Source organism: Mesorhizobium sp. Arg314 (genome assembly GCF_053714275.1).
The window spans coordinates 20,033-37,299 of the sequence record NZ_JBSKBP010000021.1; the positions used below are offsets into that span (position 1 = coordinate 20,033).

Here is a 17,267-nt window from a genome sequence, read left to right on the forward strand (position 1 = left end):
CAGGCACTCGCTGTCTATGCGCTCACGCGGCGCGGGATTGATGGGCAAGGCTTCGCGGCCGCGCAGCATTGCGGGCCGGCGATACGGAATCACTCGCATCGCCGGCCCCGCTTCGCGCAATATAGGGTGTTGCGGGCTTTTCGCCGACAGGCTCGCCTGACGATCCTGACGGCCCCGAACTTCCTGACGAGAAGCTCGAGCCTGCCCTGCTCTTGTCGCCCGGCCGGATCAAGCGGATGATCCGGCGCACCAGCGTGGGCCGGCTGTGGTCGGGCACCGCGCGCGAGAAATCGACGTCCGGCAGCATGCCGCGATGCGGCCGGCGCCGTTCCTCGGCGTGCACCGCCGACGAATAGGTTTCGCCGATCAGCAGCGCCCAGGTTGCCACCTTGCGTTCGTGCAGGCTTCTTGACCCTGGTATTTTATAAGGATCGAACATTGATCCGTCCTCCATGTGCAAATGCGTTAAAAAGGGTGAAGCGACCTCGACCGCCGGCATTCGGCCGGAGGCACGTATCGGACCGGTCGGGGCCGGACGGCAAGCGTCGGTTGGGACACGACAAGTGTCGGTCCCGACACGTTCGTTTGGGGCGCGGCGCCCCTTTGGCAGTTTGAAAAACATCGCAAGATTCCTTCGAGAGCCGAACCTGGGTTCGGCGGGAATCGGTGCGATGAGGACTTAAAGTGTCAGAAGAATCGTCGTACCGAAACCGCCTGCGGGCATAGGTGAGCCCCGGAGAGGAGCTGGAAGTGCATGGTGATCATGTGGTCCCCCTCCTTCGGTTTGGGTTGACGATGGACGGCATATACTCGACTTCGCAGAAAATGGCCACCCGCCATTCCAGAAACCGCCGAAAGCTGGAGATGCCTGTGGCCGATCTGCCACTTATTAGCAGGATGCGGAAATGAACGATCGTCTCCGCATCGCGCTCTACCAGCCGGATATCGCCGGCAACACCGGAACAATTCTGCGCTTCGCCGCCTGCCTCGACCTTGGTGTCGACATCATCGAGCCGGCCGGCTTCCCGCTCTCGGACCGGACGCTGAAACGGGCCGGCATGGATTATCTCGAAATGGCGGCGCTCTCCCGCCATGCCGACTGGCACGCCTTCGAGGATTGGCGACGGGCCGATGCGCGCCGCCTGGTGCTGCTCACCACCAAGGCCGCGACCGCCTATACGGACTTCGCTTTCGCCACCGGCGACATCCTTCTGTTCGGTCGCGAATCCGCCGGCGTGACGGAAGAAATCCACCAGGCGGCGGACGCGCGACTGACCATTCCGATGCGGCCCGGCGCGCGCAGCATCAATGTCGCGCTGTCGGTCGCCATGGTCGCGGGCGAAGCGCTCCGCCAGCTGGGATAATATCTTCAACGCTCCATCACAGTCGCGGACGGCTTCCGCTTCCGCGGTCGTTCTCACCCAGGCGCACATTCGCCTTCTCCAGCAATTGCCCTATCAATTTTTCCTGGCTACAAGCTCAACTTAACTTGAGGTCAAGCGGGAATTTGAGAATGGCTCCGGTAAGGGAATTGACGGTCGGCCAGGTGGCGATACGCAGCGGCGTGGCGGTATCGGCGCTGCATTTCTACGAGGCACGCGGCCTGATCCGCAGCCACCGCACATCGGGCAACCAGCGCCGCTACAGCCGTGACGTGCTGCGGCGCGTGGCGATCATCCGCGTCGCCCAGGAGGTCGGCATCCCGCTCGCCGACATCGCCCTGGCGTTCCAGTCCCTGCCCGAAGAGCGGACGCCGACCCGCGAGGACTGGAACCTGCTTTCAACAGCCTGGCGCGACGAACTCGATCAGAAGATCGCCCAGTTGAAGAAATTGCGCGATGGCCTGACCGATTGCATCGGCTGCGGCTGCATGTCGATCGATAAGTGCCCGCTCAGGAACAAGGACGACCGGCTGGCGCGAGAGGGCGCAGGCGCGAGGCGGCTGGTTCTTCCTTCTCCCCGTTCACGGGGAGAAGGTGCCCGAAGGGCGGATGAGGGGCGGCGCTAATTTCAGTGATTGGCCGCGGCCCCGGGGCGGCGCCAAAACCATCGCCTGGCTATGCGATAATCTCGGAAGCCGGCGCCGCCCCTCACCTGCCTGCCGGCATCCTCTCCCCGTAAACGGGGCGAGGAAATCCTAATCCGCCGCCGGCAACCGCCGCATGGTGAATTCGATCACATCGCCCGGACGTTCGAACCAGCTTTCGATCTCGGTCCAGTAGGCCTGCTTGGGGAAGCGCTCGAACCATTCCTTGGCCTTGAGGCGGGCGTCCGGGCGTGGCAGCACGAAGGTCTCGCGCAGGAATCCGTCACGCGGCTCTCTTTCGCGCTCGGCCCGCGAGCGTTCCAGCCTCTTCTTCAAGCCATCCAGCGGCGGTCTTGCCGGGGTGCGCACGAAGGAACTCCTTGCACCTTGGTCAGACAGGACTTGACCCTTGCCCTCAAGAGATTAGGGATCGCGCGCAGAAAAAACGAGTCATTTGTCAGGCAAGTGCGCCTGTAGCCGGAGACTGAATTGGAAAGACCTGATCTTCCCGTGGGGCTGCCGGCCGACATCGAGCAGAAGAAGATGAAGGCCCGCCTCTGGTTCGAAGCTTTGCGAGAACGCATCTGCGCCACTTTCGAGCAGATCGAGCAGGAACTCACCGGACCGCAGGCGTCATGGTCGCCCGGCCATTTCGAAAAGACCGCCTGGGAGCGCGACGAAGGCCGTGGTGGCGGCGGCACCATGTCGATGATGCGCGGCCGCGTCTTCGAGAAGGTCGGCGTGCACACCTCGACCGTCTATGGTGAATTCTCGCCGGAGTTCAGGAAGCAGATGCCCGGCGCCGAAGACGACCCCCGCTTCTGGGCGAGCGGCATATCGCTGATAGCGCACCCCTGGAATCCCAATGTGCCGGCCGTGCACATGAACACGCGCATGGTGGTCACCACGCGCCAGTGGTTCGGCGGCGGCGCCGATCTGACACCGGTGCTCGACCGTCGCCGCACCCAGGACGACCCTGACACGATTGCCTTCCATCGCGCCATGCAGTTCGCCTGTGAGAAGAACGCCGCGGTCGCCGACTATCCCAAATTCAAAGCCTGGTGCGACGAGTATTTTTTCCTGCCGCACCGCAACGAAGCGCGCGGCATCGGCGGCATCTTCTTCGACTGGCTGCATTCGGACGAGGACAAGGGCGGCTGGAATGCCGATCTCAATTTCGTCCAGGATGTCGGGCGCTCTTTCCTCGTCGTCTATGCCCATCTGGTGCGCGGCAACTTCTACCGGAACTGGACCGATGGCGAGCGCGACGAGCAACTCATCCGGCGCGGCCGCTACGTCGAATTCAACTTGCTTCACGATCGCGGCACCATCTTTGGCCTGAAGACTGGCGGCAATGTCGCCTCGATCCTCTCCAGCCTGCCGCCCGAGGTAAAATGGCCGTAACGATCCGGTGAGCGCGGCCATGGCCGCATTGTTGTCCCATTCGCCGAATCTTGGCGCGCAATGTGGCGGATCGGATTTCTTTTTCGTCTAATATCCTTTTGAAAAAATTGAGTTATTTAAGGTCGCCGGGCCGGGAAGCGCCGGCGGTTCGTCATCGCTGCGAGCCGTGACCCGACGCGACTTGACGGCCCTGATCGAGAGGGATGCCTTGCCAAACGGGCACCCGCATTTCCAGGAGAGCATGCCATGCGCAAGCTTATCGTGACGGCGGCAGCCGCCGCCTTTCTCGCCTCCGGTGGCGCCGCGTTCGCGGCGGTCAAGCACACCACCGGCACCGTCAAGAGCTTTGATGGAACGGCCATGAGCCTTGTTCTGGACGATGGATCGACTTTCACCTTGTCCAAGGCCTTCAAGGATCCCGGCATCCAGACCGGTGAGAAGGTCCGCGTGTCCTGGGACATGAGCGGTAAGAACAAGATTGCCGAGGCCGTCAAGATCATGAAGTAACGGCTACCCCCGGCAAAGCAGGCTCAGGCAGCACGAAAGGCGGAGCACCCAGTGCTCCGCCGTTCGGTTTCGTGTTTTTTGCCGCGCCGACCGCCCTTGGCTACTCTTCATGCAACCGAAACCGGCGGCATGTGTTATTGATATCCATCCGGGCAATCCCGCGAGAACGCGCCCCGCTTCCGACGGATTGCATAAAACAATCGCTGGAGCGGTCGGGCTGGGCGGCTCCAGAGCGAGGAAAGGAAAACCCATGAAGGAATTTCAGTGTGGATCGCTGGTTCCCGGCTGTGACTGGCACACGCGCGCCGACGAGGAAGCGGAGGTCATGCGCCGCGCCGTCGAGCATATGCGCGAGACGCATGGCGAGACCGTCATCCGCGAGACTATGATCGAGGCGATCCGCTCGCGCATCCAGAAGGTTCGCGACGCCGCCTGATCGGGTCAAGTCGCAGACTTCGAAACGTCACAAACCGACAGGCAAGATGGCGTGACGTTGCTTCCGACGCATCCCGCCCTCTTCGTTGGCGATCCCCCGATCGCCGGCCGGGGTATTATTTATGCATAATTCAAGCAAATTCTTATATTCGTAGCGGCTTAGATAACCTTGCGGTAACGGTGCGCGTGCGACCCTCCTGCCCATGATCCGGCCAGAGGCGGCTGCCCGAGGAGCCCTTCGCCATCAAGGCGCTGTCCGGAACGGTGGGGCGAGGTGCTTCGCGCATGTGCGAGCGGTCCAACATCCGAGGCGGTCTCTGCGTGGCGGCGCTCCTGTCGTGCACGTTCCTCTTTGCGTCCGCGGCAACCGCTCAGGAATGGACCACCTCGCTCGTCGATGTCCATCAAGGCTCCCCGCTCAGCGACCGCGCCAGGGGCCTCGGCAACGGCGGCTATGAGTTGCAGGGTGGAAGCTGGGTGTCCTTCAGCCGATGGTACCACGCGAGCTGGGTCGATATGCATGTCGACCTTCTCACCCAGATCACGCCCGATACGGGCATTCTCTGGGGATTTGGCACCGGGGAACAGGCCGAGAAATACAGCATTCAGCCCAGCCTCAAGCTTGGCTTTCTCACCCAGACCCATCCGAACCCGAACAGCACCCTGTCCCTGTCGGTTACCTCGACCTTCGGCGGCAACCTGACTGAAAAGCCCTGCGTGGCCGACTACGGCGACCTGGGTAGCTACAGCGTCAATTGCCGGCTTGCCGCTGGCGAGACGGCGCCCGAGGAAACGTTGAAGTATTTGGTGAGCGCCAAGCCGGAGACCATGCATCTCTGGCTGAACTACCGTCTCACTTTCTGATCGGAGGGAGCTGCTGATGAAAATCATCTCGTCCCGAAATTCACGATCGTCCGTCCTGGTTCTTGTCTGACTGGAGAATGAACATGTCGGTTAACTCCTTGAAGTTCGGCCTCGCTGTCGCCTTGGCCATCCTTTCGGCACCGATCGCATCGGCGCAGGAGGCTCTGAACCCAGACGAGATGGCTGCGCTCTGTCATGGCGGCGGGTCCATATGCGTGAGCGCTACGATCCCGGTCGCACGGACGACGCAAGTCTTAGAGAGCTGGATGAGCCCCGATGTCGGCGCCGCATGGGCTGCCGGCTACAAGGGCCAGGGCGTCACCATCACCATGGTCGACGACTTCAGCAGCACGTCGCGCTTTTCCGGCAATTTCGGCATCGGTGTGCAGACGCAGCGGCACGGTGAATGGACGCGCGAGGAGGCGAGCATGATCGCGCCCGCGGCGACCATCCGCTCCAAGGATTTCTCGACCGGCACCTACGTCCCGCTGGCGAGCGGCCGCAACGTGCTCAACCTCAGCTATGGCATGTACACCACCGCGGGCTACAGCGTGAACCAGATCGGCTGGGCCCCGGAAGAGGCGTCGATCATCTATTATGCGACCAGAGGATCGGCCGTCGTCTCGAAGGCGGCCGGCAACGACGCGGTCGCCGTCGGTGGGGTCACAGGCGGCCAGCAGGACTATCTTGACCTCGCTTTGATCGGCAAATCGACGGCGATCTTCGTCGGCGCGCTGTCGAGCAATGGCACGACGACCAACAAGGCCCAGCTCGCCTGGTACTCGGACTATGCCGGATCGAACGCGCTGGTGCAGAGCCACTTCCTTGTGGTCGGCGTCAATGGAAGCAAGACCGGCCTCTACGGCACCTCGTTCGCCGCGCCGATTATCTCCGGCTATGCCGCGATCATCGGCAGCAAGTTCACCAGCGCCACGCCGGTTCAAATCACCAACGACCTGCTCAACACGGCTCGCACCGACACGCTGGTCAACTACAACCCGGCCGTCTACGGCAAGGGCGAGGCAAGTCTTTCGCGAGCGCTTGCTCCCGTGGCGATCCATTGACAGCCGACCTCCGCTGCCGCTGGTCTAAATCTCAAGGGCTTGCGCGGCGCGCTGCATCAGCGCGCCGCGTTCCAGCGTGAAGCCCGAGCCGACCCATTCCTTTTCGAGGTTCTTCAGCGTGGCGCCGAGCTTCGGCCCGGGTGACGCGCCAAGCCCGGTCAGGTCGGCGCCTTTGATCGGAAACACCGGCTTTTCCCATTTCAGCGTGAAATTGAGCAGACGTGAAAAGCCGCCGGCTTCGACCATCGCCTGATTGTCCTCTACCGCACGCGTCCGCGCGGCGGCGAGGGCCAGCCGAATGCGATCGAGATAACCGTCGCGATCGCCGTAATAGAGCTTTTTGGCCAGCTCGGTCTCGGTCATCTTCGCATCCGGGGCGATGGTCAGCGTCCAATGCCGCAGGCGGTCGGCCTCTTCGTTCGAAAGTCGCAGCCGCTCGCCAAGCGCCTTCATCCGCACGGCGTCAGGCGGGACGATCGCCTCCAGTCTCAGCATCGGATCGGCGGTCCAGCCGAGATCCGTCCCGGTCCTGACCAGGCCGTGGATGGCGTCGATGCCCCATTTCTCGCTTTCCGGGAGCGCGGCGGACAGCACGCCGGCCTGGCGCATCCAGAGCAGCGCGCGCGAGGGATCCGGAGCCGACAGCAGCTTCTTCAGTTCGGACCAGACGCGTTCGGCTGAAAGCTGGGCAAGTCCTTCCTTCAGCCTGGCGCAGGCCTTCAGCCCTTCCGCGTCCGGCCGTCCCTCGCCATACCAGGCAAAGAAGCGGAAAAAGCGCAGGATGCGCAGATAGTCCTCGCGGATGCGCGCTTCCGCGTCGCCGATGAAGCGCAGCCGCCGCGCTTCGATATCGGCAACGCCGCCGACAAGGTCGACGACCGTGCCGTCGGCTTCGGCATAGAGCGCGTTGATGGTGAAGTCGCGCCGTTCCGCGTCCGCTTTCCAGTCGCGCCCGAAGACCACTTTTGCGCGCCGGCCGTCGGTCTCGATATCGGCGCGCAGCGTCGTCACCTCATAAGGCTTGCCGCCCGCCACCACAGTGATCGTGCCGTGCTCGATGCCGGTCGGCACCGTCTTGAATCCGGCCGCTTGGGCGCGTCGGATCGTCTCTTCAGGCAACGTCGTCGCGGCGATATCGATGTCGGCCACCGGTTGGCCAAGCAGCGTGTTGCGTATCGCGCCGCCGGCGACACGCGCTTCCTCGCCGCCTTGCTTCAAGGCCGCAAGAAGCCGCTGCAGGTGCTTGTCGTCCAGCCAGCCGGCCTTGCCCGAAAGAGTGATGTCGGCGCTCAAGCGTAGAGTCTCTCGTAAAGGGTACGGACGATGCCGGCGGTGACGCCCCAGATGCGCTGGCCGCCATAGGGCATATCGTAGAAGAACCATTCGAGGTCGTTCCAGAAACGGCTATCGCGCGCGTGGTTGGCCGGCTCCATGAGGAAACTCAGGGGCACCTCGAAGGCCGCGTCGACCTCATCGGCATTGAGCGTCAGCGAAAAACCCGGCCGCACGATGGCAAGCACCGGCACGATGCGGTAGCCGCTGCCGGCGACATAGTCCGGCATGCGGCCGATGATCGAGATGAAATCCCGCTTTAGGCCGATCTCCTCAAAGGTCTCCCGCAGCGCCGTGCCTTCAGGGCCACGATCGGTCGGATCGATCGTGCCGCCCGGAAAAGCCACCTGGCCGGAATGGCTGCGCAGTTTCTCGGCGCGCTTGGTGAGCAGCACCGTGGCGCCCTCGGCACGGTCGACCACCGGGATCAGCACCGCCGCGTCGCGCAGCGGTTTGACGTGTTCGAGCCTTGGGTGGCCGGGATTGAAGCGATGGTCGCCGAAATCGTCGCCGGGGACGATCGCCGCCTGCGCCGCGACACGGGCGCGAAAATCAGCGATCGAAAACGGCACCGGCGTCACCTGGTCCATCACGCGCTCAGCCGATTCAGTTTCTCGGCCGGCATGATCGGATAAGCCTCGCCGCCCGAGCGGACGGCGAACATCGCCTTGCCGTCGATGGCTATCTCCTCGCCATGTTCGACCAGTTCATACATCACAGGCCGCGCCACCAGCGCCTCCAGCCGTCCGCGCACCAGAACATAGGGTTTCAGCCCACCGGTTTCGTCCTCGTCGACGAAGCGCAACGGATGGGCGGGCCCGGCGGCGACGACGTCGCCGACATTGGTGCGGAAAGTGATGATCTGGTCGTCACCGCTCCCGGACACGTTCATTTCCACAGCGATAAAGGGCGCGTCGACGACGCGTATCCCGACGCGCTCGACCGGCGTCACAAGATAGGTCTTTCCGTCCGCATCCTTGCGCAGCACACTGGAAAAAAGCTGTACCAGCGGCATGCGCCCGATCGGCGTGCCGAGATAGAACCAGGTGCCGTCGGCCTTGATCTCCATATCGAGGTCGCCGCAGAAGTCAGGATTCCAGCGCTCGACCGGTGCCGGCCCCTTGCCGGCCCGCGCGGCCCGGGAGATCAGCGCCTCCAGGCCGCGCGCCTCGGTGGCGCCGGCCAGGCTCGGTTCGCTCGGGCTTCGTTCACGATGTTCGCTGCGTTCCGCCATGGTCACGAAATAGTCACTGTTGTCCCGATTGTCAGCCTTGTCGGCCTAAGTCTGTGATTTAAGTTCGAATGCAGGCGCCAGGCGAGGCCGAATCGCGGCATTCTGCGACATTGAGAATGCAGGCCGGCATTTCCAACCACAAGGATCGAGCGGCATGAGCGTGATGATCAAGGAAAGCCCGATCGGCGAAAAGGCGATGATCGAGGAAGCCGAAAAGGCGCTGGCCGACATCTCCAGGGTCCGCGATGCGGTCGGCCGGGTGATCTTCGGCCAGGAAGCCGTCGTCGAGCGCACGCTGGTGGCGCTGCTGGCGGGCGGTCATGCGCTGCTGGTCGGCGTGCCGGGTCTCGCCAAGACCAAGCTGGTCGAAACGCTTGGCATCGTGCTTGGCCTCGATTCGCGCCGCGTCCAGTTCACGCCCGACCTGATGCCGTCTGACATCCTCGGCTCCGAAGTCATGGAGCAGGACGAGTTCGGCAAGCGCTCCTTCCGCTTCATTTCCGGGCCGATCTTCACGCAATTGCTGATGGCGGACGAGATCAACCGCGCCTCGCCACGCACGCAATCGGCGCTGCTGCAGGCGATGCAGGAATATCACGTCACCATCGCCGGCGCCCGCCACGACCTGCCCTCGCCCTTCCATGTGCTGGCGACGCAGAACCCGCTGGAACAGGAAGGCACCTACCCGCTGCCCGAAGCCCAGCTCGACCGCTTCCTGATGCAGGTCGACATCCTCTATCCGGAAATCGGGGCGGAACGCCGCATTCTGCTCGAAACCACCGGCGTCGACGAAGCCAAGGCCGATAACGTGCTGCAGCCGGCCAGATTGAGGGAAATCCAGACGCTGATCCGCCGCATGCCGGTGCCGGAAAGCGTCGTCGAGGCGATCCTCAAGCTGGTGCGTTCGGCCCGGCCCGGTCAGGGCAACGCCGAGACGGACAAGCACGTCGCCTGGGGACCGGGCCCGCGCGCCAGCCAGGCGCTGACCCTGTGCGCCCGCGCCCGCGCCCTATATGATGGCCGCTTGGCGCCGTCGGTGGACGACGTTCGCGCCTTGGCGGAGCCGGTGCTGCAGCATCGCATGGCGCTGACTTTCGCCGCCCGCGCCGAAGGCACTTCGGTGCGTGACGTGGTGGCGAAGCTGGCAAAAGGCGTCTGATGGGTCGAATAGGCGAGGTCCAGGCACCGGTTGCGACGCGCGACGCGCTCGCTCGTGGCCGGTTGCGGGCTTCCTTGGTGCCGGACCTGCTGGTCGAGGCACGCCGCATCGTCAACACGGTGATCGCCGGTTGGCACGGCCGCCGCAAGCGCGGCATCGGCGAGAACTTCTGGCAGTTCCGGCCCTATGTCGAAGGCGATGCCTCGCGCATCGACTGGCGCCGGTCGGCCAAGGACGACCATACCTATGTGCGCGACCGCGAATGGGAGGCGGCTCACACCGTCTGGCTCTGGGCCGATCCCTCCCCTTCCATGCTCTACAAATCCGCCGGCGCCGGCGTTTCCAAGGAATCGCGCGCGCTGGTGCTGGCGCTTGCCATGGCCGAGCTTTTGTCGCGCAGTGGCGAGCGCATCGCCTGGCCGGGCCTGACCGACCCGTTCACCGCGCGCAACGGCGCCGAGCGTATCGCCGCCCAGCTCAGCCATGCCGGCGCGCTGCCAGCCAAGCCCGATCTATCCTCCATCCGCCGCTTCTGCGACATCGTTCTCGTCGGCGATTTCCTCGATCCGGTCGAGGAAACCAAGGCCTGGCTCGACGTGCTCGCCCGCCACGGCGTGCGCGCGCATCTGATCGAGGTGGCCGACCCGGCCGAGGAAACCTTCCCCTATGCCGGCCGCACCGAGTTCACCGATCCGGAGACCGGCGACAAGCTGACCGCCGGCCGCGCCGAGATGCTGGCCGAGGAATATCGCCTGCTTTACCAGGCCCGCCGCGAGGAGCTGGCCGCCTGGTGCAAGCGCCTCGGCTGGAGCTACACCGTGAACCACACCGACCGCCTCGCCTCCGAGGCGCTGGTGCGCGTCCATATGGCGATGACCGCCGACGGCACTAATCTTGGAAGGGCGGTCGCATGAGCTGGCTGCCGCTTTCCTTCGGGGCACCCATGGTGCTGTGGGGCCTACTGGCGTTGCCGGTGATCTGGTGGCTGCTGCGGCTCACCCCGCCCAGGCCGCAGGCGGAGGTCTTTCCGCCGCTGAAAATCCTCGCCCGGGTCCGGAGACGCGAAGAGACCCCGCAGCAAAGCCCGTGGTGGCTGACGCTGCTTCGGCTGCTGATGGCGGCGCTCGTCGTGATGGCGCTGGCCGAGCCGGTCTTCAATCCGCGCGAAAAGCTGCCGGCGGAAGGTGCTGCCCTGGCGCTTGTCGTCGACAATGGCTGGGCAAGTGCTGCCGACTGGTCCAAGCGCGTCGCCACCGCCGAGCGGCTGATCACCGATGCCGGCTCGAACGGCGTGCCTGTCGTCATTGCATTCACCGCCGAGAAACCCAATGCCGAGATCGGTCCTTTCGATGCCTCGGCCGCGCTCGACCATCTGCGCGCTGCCAAGCCGCGGCCGGTCCCGCCTGACCGTCCTGCCGTCTACGCCCGCGTCGCCGCCGCGTTGGAGCGCCTGCCTGGCGCCAGCGTCGCGGTGCTCGCCGATGGGCTTGCCGCCAAAGGCGACGAGGCCGCTTTCAAGACGCTTCTCGAAAAGAACGCGACGCGGCTGGTCTGGGTAGCGTCCGACCGGATGTCGCTAACCGGCCTGATTGGCGCCGACAACCAGGTCGACGGCTTCGCGCTGACCGCCATTCGCGCGCCGGGCGATCCGGCGCCGGCGCAGGTCAGCGCGGGCGCCTTCGACGATAAGGGCCGCCGCATCGCCGATGCGACACTGACCTTCGCACCCGGCGAAGCCACCGCCACGGCCACGATGACGGTCCCGTTCGAACTGCGCAACGATTTCGCCTCGATCGCGCTCGACGGCGAGCATCAGGCCGGCGCCGTGCGCGTGCTCGACGAGAGTTCCAAGCGCCGCCGCGTCGGCCTTCTGTCGCAGACCGAGGCCGACCAGGCGCAGCCGCTTCTGTCGCCGCTCTACTATATCCGCCGCGCTCTGCAGCCCTTTGCCGACCTGGTCGAGCCGTCGAGCGCCGATCTCGCCGACGCCATTCCGCAGCTTCTCGACCAGAAGCCGGCGATGATCCTCATGGCCGATGTCGGCACCATCCCGGAGCAGGTCAAGCAGCGGCTGGTCGACTGGGTCGACAAGGGCGGCACGCTGGTCCGCTTTGCCGGCCCGCGCCTTGCCGCGGCAGGCAATGACGATGACCTCCTGCCGGTGCGGCTGCGCAGCGGCGAGCGCGCGCTGGGCGGCGCGCTGTCGTGGACGACACCGCAGGCGGTTACCGAATTCCCGAAGAACGGTCCCTTCGCCGATCTTTCCCCGCCCTCCGAGGTGACGGTGAGCCGGCAGGTTCTGGCCGAGCCGACGCCCGACATCGTCGAGCGTACCTGGGCCACGCTTGCCGACGGCACGCCGCTGGTGACGGGCATGAAGAAGGACAAGGGCACGCTGGTGCTCTTCCATGTCACGCCCGAGGCGACCTGGTCGAACCTTCCGATCTCCGGCAGCTTTGTCGAGATGCTGAGGCGCGTCGTGCAGTTGTCGCGCAACCAGGGCGCCGCGATCGCCAATGCCGAAGCCACGGCCGCGTCGCTCGCGCCTTACCGCATGATCGGCGCCGACGGCATGCTGACGCCGCCCTCGCCCGATGCGCGGCCGCTGGTGCCCGGCGCCGGCCCGCTGCCGGTGACGCTGGAAAACCCGCCCGGCCTTTACGGCTCGGAGACCGGCGTGTTCGCACATAATCTTCTCAACGCTTCGAGCACATTCGCGCCGCTCGCGCGCCCGCAGGTGTCGCTGCCGGTGACAGCCGTCCCCTATGCCTTCGATGAATCGGAGAACCTCAAGGGGCCGCTGGTCGCCATTGCGCTCCTGTTGATGGTGCTCGACACTCTGGCCGTGTTCTGGATGGGCGGCCTGCTGGCGCGCCGGCCGCGCCGCTCGGCCGTGGCGGCCGCAGCCGCCGCTCTGGTCGTGCTGAGCGGCCTCTTCGGCCACGCCGATCTTGCCCGCGCCGACGATTCGAAACCCGGCGACGCCCAGGCGATCGAGGACATCTCGAAAACCCGCATCGCCTATGTGATCACCGGCGAGCCCGGCGTCGATGCGATCAGCCGCGCCGGCCTCGAAGGCCTGACACGTTTCCTCATCGAGAAGACCGCGCTCGAGCCCGGCCCCCCGGCTGGCGTCGACATCGCCAAGGACGAGCTGTCCTTCTTCCCGCTGATCTATTGGCCGATCGATGCAACGGCGCCTATGCCCAGCCAGGCGGCGATCGCCCGCATCGATGCCTATATGCAGCAGGGCGGCACGGTTCTGTTCGACACGCGCGACCAGTTTTCAAATGGCATCGGCGCCGGCTCGGCAAGCCCGGCGACCGAGCGGCTGCGCGACATCCTCGCCAATCTCAACGTGCCGCCGCTGGAGCCGGTGCCGTCGGACCACGTGCTGACCAAGTCCTTCTTTATCCTTCCGGAGTTCCCCGGCCGCTTCAACGGCAGCCCGCTCTGGGTCGAGGCCTCGCTCGAGGCAAGCAACACCGAGAACCGCCCCGTGCGCACCGGCGACGGCGTCTCGCCGATTATGATCACCGCCAATGACTTCGCCGGCGCCTGGGCCATCGACGAGAACGGCGATCCAATGCTGCCGACCGTGCCGCCGGACCCGATGCAGCGCGTCTACGCGCTGCGCGCCGGCGTCAACATCATGATGTACATGCTGACCGGCAACTACAAATCCGACCAGGTGCATGTGCCCGTGCTGCTCGAACGGCTGGGACAGTAGCTCATGAACTGGTCGATCTCCTTCGAACCGCTGGTCTCCTGGCCGCTCTTTAGCCTGCTCTTCGTGCCGTTGCTGCTGTTGGCCCTGGTCGGCCTGTGGTTTCGCCAACGCGGCTCGGCGCTGCGCTTCATCGCGCTGCTCGCGCTTGCCGCGGCATTGCTCAACCCGGTGTTCCTCGCCGAGGAGCGCGAGGCGCTGAAGAGCGTCGTCGCCCTCATTGTCGACCGCAGCCAGAGCCAGGACATCGGCGACCGCGCCAAGCAGACCGACGAGGCGCTGGCCGGGTTGCAGCAGCGACTTGCCCGCTTCAGGCAGTTCGATGTCCGTGTCGTCGAGGCCGGCAAGTCCGAAGCCGCCGACGAGCGCACGGAAACCAAGCTGTTCAGCGCGCTGGAGGGCACCTTCCGCGACGTGCCGCCGTCGCGCATTGGCGGGGCGATCATGATCACCGACGGCGAGGTGCATGATGCGCCGGCCGGAGCGCCGGAATTCAACGCGCCGCTGCACGCGCTGATCACCGGCAACGAGCATGAGAAGGACCGCCGTATCCGCTTCGAGAACGCGCCGCGCTTCGGCCTCGTCGGCAAGCCGCTCGACATGACCTACCGCGTCATTTCGACCGAAGGCGGTGGCGCCCCGGTGGACGTGCGCGTCTCGGTCAATGGCGAGCAGGTCTCGGTCGAGCACGCAACCGTCGGCCAGCCGATGAAGCTGCAGGTCACCATACCCAATGCCGGCCGCAACATAGTCCAGCTCGGCATCGACCGCGAGCCGGGCGAACTGACCGACGCCAACAACCGGGCGATCGCCTTGGTCGACGGCATCCGCGAGAACCTGCGCGTGCTGCTGGTTTCCGGCGAGCCGCATGCCGGCGAGCGCACCTGGCGCAACCTTTTGAAGTCGGACGCGTCGGTCGATCTCGTCCACTTCACCATTCTGCGCCCGCCGGAAAAGCAGGACGGCACGCCGATCAATGAACTGTCGCTGATCGCCTTTCCGACGCGCGAGTTGTTCGTCGAGAAGATCAAGGATTTCGACCTGATCATCTTCGACCGCTACCAGCACCGCGACGTGCTGCCGATCCTCTATTACGACTACATCTCCGAATATGTCGAAAAGGGCGGCGCGCTGCTGATTGCCGCCGGTCCCGAATATGCCGGCGAAAACTCGATTGCCCGCACGCCGCTGAACGCTGCGCTGCCGGCGATGCCGACCGGCGAAGTGGTGGACAAGGCCTTCTATCCGCGTCTGACGGACCTCGGCCAGCGTCATCCGGTGACGCGCGGGCTCGACGGCTCGGCGAGCGAGCCGCCGCATTGGAGCCGCTGGTTCCGCACCATCGGCGTCAAGAATCCGCAAGGCGAAGTGGTGATGAAGGGCGCCGACGACCGCCCCTTGCTCCTGCTCGACCGCAAGGGCGAAGGTCGTGTCGGCATGCTCTTGTCCGATCAGGGCTGGCTGTGGGCGCGCGGCTTCGAGGGCGGCGGGCCGCATGTGCAGCTCTACCGGCGCATCGCCCACTGGCTGATGAAGGAGCCGGAACTGGAAGAGGAACGGCTCACCGCCGACGGCCGCGGCATGATGCTTGAAATCCGCCGCCAGACGATGAGCGACGATCCGGGCCCCGCCCAGGTGATCACGCCTTCCGGCAAGGCGGTGACGGTGAAGCTTGAAAAATCCGAACCAGGCATCTTCACCGGCAGCCTGCAGACCGGCGAGATCGGCCTTTACCAGATCGGCAATGGCGACCTTACCGCGCTTGCTCATGTCGGTCCGATCAACGCGCCGGAATTCTCGGACGTCGTCTCGACCGAGGACAGGCTGAAGGCGCCTGCCGAGGCGACCGGCGGTAGCGTGCGGCGGCTGGCCCCGTCATCGACGCTCGGCAATCTCGCCGGCGGTGTTACCCTGCCGTCGATCGTGCCGGTCCGCTCTTCGGCGGCCGCTTCGGGTGAGGACTGGATCGGCCTGCGCACCACCGACGACAGCACGCTCAAGGCCGTCTCGCGCGTGCCGCTGTTCGGCGGCTTCCTCGGCCTCGGCCTGCTGCTGCTCGCCATCGGCTCGATGTGGTATCGCGAAGGGCGGTAGCGCCGCCTGTTCCTTCTCCCCTTGTGGGAGAAGGTGGATCGGCGCGATAGCGCCGAGACGGATGAGGGGTGCTCCAACGGAGTGAGACGTAAGCTTTCCCTGGAACACCCCTCGTCCGACCGAGCTTCGCTCGGCCACCTTCTCCCACAAGGGGAGAAGGAAAAAGGCGCCCCCTACTCTTCCGGCTCGACGGTAAACAGCAGCGGATAGCCCTTGGCCTTGCCGGCATCGGTCGCGCGCGTGGCCTTGGTCTCGGCGACGTCGCGCGTAAACACCGCGACGACGCACACGCCGCGCGTATGGGCCGTGATCATGACGCGGTGCGCCTGATCCTCGCTGAGCTTGAACTCACCCTTGAGTATCGTCACCACGAACTCGCGCGGCGTGAAGTCGTCATTGACGAGGATGACCTTGTAGAGCTTCGGCCGCTCGGTTTTCGGCTGCGTCTTGACGCGGGGCTTGATGACGGTTTCGGGCATCGGAATCCACCAGCGATGAACTGGGTTTTCATTTTTACTTAGTCACGCAGGAACACACACGTCCATTTGTCCGCGCGGCAGCGGCGACCCGGACGATGAAAGCTAATGTGGGAAAGTGGTGCCTGTCGTTCAACGGCCTTGCCGGTGCATGGTCGTGCCTGACCGGCCTGAGCCGCCATCGTCCACGCCCGATCCGCGTTCGATGAACGCAAAGAGCATCCAGGCGATAAAGCCGATCACGGTCGCGCCGGTGAGCACGATCAGGATCCAGGATTGTGTCGGGGTGATGTAGTCGAAGCTGGACGAGATCACCGGAGCGAAGAGCTCTGGCTCGGTCCTGCCACTGGCGGGATCCGGTACCGGGCTGGCGGTGAAAATAATCAACGATCGCGCCACCGCGGTGGCGATTAGGCCGCCGAGGGTCAGCGAGCGCATCCGGGACGAAAACCGCTTCTTCATGCGGATTGTCCTACAGCATCGGCATTGCGATCGGGTTAAGGATCAAGCGGCAGAAGCTGCCAGCGTCACGCTTGACCTGCCCGAAAGCCGCCCCAGCCGGAACCGGCTGGAGCGGTCTTCGTCTAAGCAGTGCCGAGAACCTTGGATCAGGGCTTCTTGGCGGCGGGCTTCGCGGCAGCCGGCTTCGCAGCAGCGGGCTTCGCAGCAGCAGGCTTCATTGCCGGCGCCTTCTTCGGAGCCGGGCACTTGTGCTTCTTGGTCGGCTTGCAGACCTTCTTGGCTACCTTCTTCGGGGCAGGCTTGGCGGTCATATCGGTCGCCGGAGCGGTGGTCGTCGTCGTGGTGGAGGCAGCCGGGGCTGCGGTCGTGGTGGCGGCGGCGTTGCCGAGAGCCGGCATCGAGAAGGCCAGGGCGACGCCGAGGCCGAGGGCGGAGAGAAGGGACTTTTTCATGGCTTAGCTTCCTTTTTGTGCGGGTCGGAGA

General features: G+C 65.0%; 19 protein-coding genes. 11 read left to right on the top strand and 8 right to left on the bottom strand.

Features of this window, described 5'->3' with window-relative positions; genetic code table 11:
* Positions 1–22: 22 nt before the first annotated feature.
* Positions 23–439 carry a hypothetical protein gene (locus ACWGS9_RS21405; RefSeq protein ID WP_454507114.1) on the bottom strand — a complete coding sequence of 139 codons (417 nt, stop codon included), beginning with the start codon at positions 437–439 and terminating at the stop codon, positions 23–25.
* Positions 440–905: 466 nt separating this feature from the next.
* Between ACWGS9_RS21405 and ACWGS9_RS21410 the strand changes: the two genes are divergently transcribed.
* Together ACWGS9_RS21410 and soxR are read left to right on the top strand one after the other, a co-directional pair.
* On the top strand, positions 906–1,364 hold the full coding sequence (locus tag ACWGS9_RS21410) for a tRNA (cytidine(34)-2'-O)-methyltransferase (protein WP_454507115.1): 459 nt from the start codon (positions 906–908) through the stop codon (positions 1,362–1,364).
* Positions 1,365–1,513: 149 nt separating this feature from the next.
* Complete coding sequence (gene soxR / locus ACWGS9_RS21415) at positions 1,514–2,008, top strand: redox-sensitive transcriptional activator SoxR (protein WP_454507116.1); 495 nt, start codon at positions 1,514–1,516, stop codon at positions 2,006–2,008.
* A gap of 129 nt (positions 2,009–2,137) precedes the next feature.
* Here soxR and ACWGS9_RS21420 read toward each other — a convergent pair whose 3' ends face one another.
* Entirely contained in the window at positions 2,138–2,395 is a 258-nt protein-coding gene (locus tag ACWGS9_RS21420) for a hypothetical protein (protein ID WP_320212693.1), read from the bottom strand.
* Positions 2,396–2,515: 120 nt separating this feature from the next.
* Here ACWGS9_RS21420 and hemF point away from each other — a divergent pair, with 120 nt between their 5' ends.
* The 5 genes from hemF to ACWGS9_RS21445 all read left to right on the top strand — a co-directional run bounded on the left by hemF (position 2,516) and on the right by ACWGS9_RS21445 (position 6,300).
* Entirely contained in the window at positions 2,516–3,430 is a 915-nt protein-coding gene (gene hemF, locus ACWGS9_RS21425) for an oxygen-dependent coproporphyrinogen oxidase (protein WP_454507117.1), read from the top strand.
* A gap of 246 nt (positions 3,431–3,676) precedes the next feature.
* The gene (locus ACWGS9_RS21430) at positions 3,677–3,937 is read left to right on the top strand and encodes a DUF1344 domain-containing protein (RefSeq protein ID WP_320312077.1); all 261 of its coding nucleotides are present in this window, start codon (positions 3,677–3,679) and stop codon (positions 3,935–3,937) included.
* 250 nt (positions 3,938–4,187) lie between these two features.
* Positions 4,188–4,373: a DUF1059 domain-containing protein gene (locus ACWGS9_RS21435; RefSeq protein ID WP_008877709.1), complete on the top strand. Its 186-nt coding sequence runs from the start codon at positions 4,188–4,190 to the stop codon at positions 4,371–4,373.
* A 320-nt stretch (positions 4,374–4,693) separates the two neighbouring features.
* A complete protein-coding gene (locus ACWGS9_RS21440) occupies positions 4,694–5,236 on the top strand; it encodes a hypothetical protein (protein ID WP_454507118.1) in 543 nt (180 codons plus the stop codon).
* 83 nt (positions 5,237–5,319) lie between these two features.
* Positions 5,320–6,300, top strand: a complete 981-nt coding sequence (locus tag ACWGS9_RS21445; protein WP_454507119.1) for a S8 family serine peptidase — start codon at positions 5,320–5,322, stop codon at positions 6,298–6,300.
* A gap of 24 nt (positions 6,301–6,324) precedes the next feature.
* On the opposite strand, the gene ACWGS9_RS21450 is transcribed toward ACWGS9_RS21445, so the two are convergent.
* The 3 genes from ACWGS9_RS21450 to ACWGS9_RS21460 are packed head-to-tail and all read right to left on the bottom strand — an operon-like array spanning position 6,325 to position 8,866.
* On the bottom strand, positions 6,325–7,593 hold the full coding sequence (locus tag ACWGS9_RS21450) for a CCA tRNA nucleotidyltransferase (protein WP_454507120.1): 1,269 nt from the start codon (positions 7,591–7,593) through the stop codon (positions 6,325–6,327).
* Positions 7,590–8,222: a CoA pyrophosphatase gene (locus ACWGS9_RS21455; protein ID WP_454507121.1), complete on the bottom strand. Its 633-nt coding sequence runs from the start codon at positions 8,220–8,222 to the stop codon at positions 7,590–7,592. The genes ACWGS9_RS21450 and ACWGS9_RS21455 overlap by 4 nt, the downstream gene beginning before the upstream one ends.
* Complete coding sequence (locus ACWGS9_RS21460) at positions 8,222–8,866, bottom strand: DUF1285 domain-containing protein (RefSeq protein ID WP_454507182.1); 645 nt, start codon at positions 8,864–8,866, stop codon at positions 8,222–8,224. The genes ACWGS9_RS21455 and ACWGS9_RS21460 overlap by 1 nt, the downstream gene beginning before the upstream one ends.
* 154 nt (positions 8,867–9,020) lie before the next feature.
* Between ACWGS9_RS21460 and ACWGS9_RS21465 the strand changes: the two genes are divergently transcribed.
* Genes ACWGS9_RS21465 through ACWGS9_RS21480 form a run of 4 tightly spaced genes read left to right on the top strand, consistent with a single transcriptional unit; the run spans position 9,021 to position 15,846 of the window.
* Positions 9,021–10,025, top strand: coding sequence for an AAA family ATPase (locus ACWGS9_RS21465; RefSeq protein ID WP_454507122.1), 1,005 nt, complete (start codon positions 9,021–9,023; stop codon positions 10,023–10,025).
* Positions 10,025–10,939, top strand: a complete 915-nt coding sequence (locus ACWGS9_RS21470) for a DUF58 domain-containing protein (protein ID WP_320312083.1) — start codon at positions 10,025–10,027, stop codon at positions 10,937–10,939. Before ACWGS9_RS21465 ends, ACWGS9_RS21470 begins: the two co-directional genes overlap by 1 nt.
* On the top strand, positions 10,936–13,755 hold the full coding sequence (locus tag ACWGS9_RS21475; protein ID WP_454507123.1) for a DUF4159 domain-containing protein: 2,820 nt from the start codon (positions 10,936–10,938) through the stop codon (positions 13,753–13,755). Before ACWGS9_RS21470 ends, ACWGS9_RS21475 begins: the two co-directional genes overlap by 4 nt.
* A gap of 3 nt (positions 13,756–13,758) precedes the next feature.
* Positions 13,759–15,846: a hypothetical protein gene (locus ACWGS9_RS21480; protein ID WP_454507124.1), complete on the top strand. Its 2,088-nt coding sequence runs from the start codon at positions 13,759–13,761 to the stop codon at positions 15,844–15,846.
* A gap of 173 nt (positions 15,847–16,019) precedes the next feature.
* On the opposite strand, the gene clpS is transcribed toward ACWGS9_RS21480, so the two are convergent.
* The 3 genes from clpS to ACWGS9_RS21495 all read right to left on the bottom strand — a co-directional run bounded on the left by clpS (position 16,020) and on the right by ACWGS9_RS21495 (position 17,236).
* Positions 16,020–16,325: an ATP-dependent Clp protease adapter ClpS gene (gene clpS / locus ACWGS9_RS21485; protein WP_454507125.1), complete on the bottom strand. Its 306-nt coding sequence runs from the start codon at positions 16,323–16,325 to the stop codon at positions 16,020–16,022.
* A 129-nt stretch (positions 16,326–16,454) separates the two neighbouring features.
* Positions 16,455–16,784, bottom strand: a complete 330-nt coding sequence (locus ACWGS9_RS21490) for a hypothetical protein (protein WP_454507126.1) — start codon at positions 16,782–16,784, stop codon at positions 16,455–16,457.
* Between the two features lie 146 nt (positions 16,785–16,930).
* Positions 16,931–17,236: a hypothetical protein gene (locus tag ACWGS9_RS21495; protein ID WP_454507127.1), complete on the bottom strand. Its 306-nt coding sequence runs from the start codon at positions 17,234–17,236 to the stop codon at positions 16,931–16,933.
* Positions 17,237–17,267: the final 31 nt, after the last annotated feature.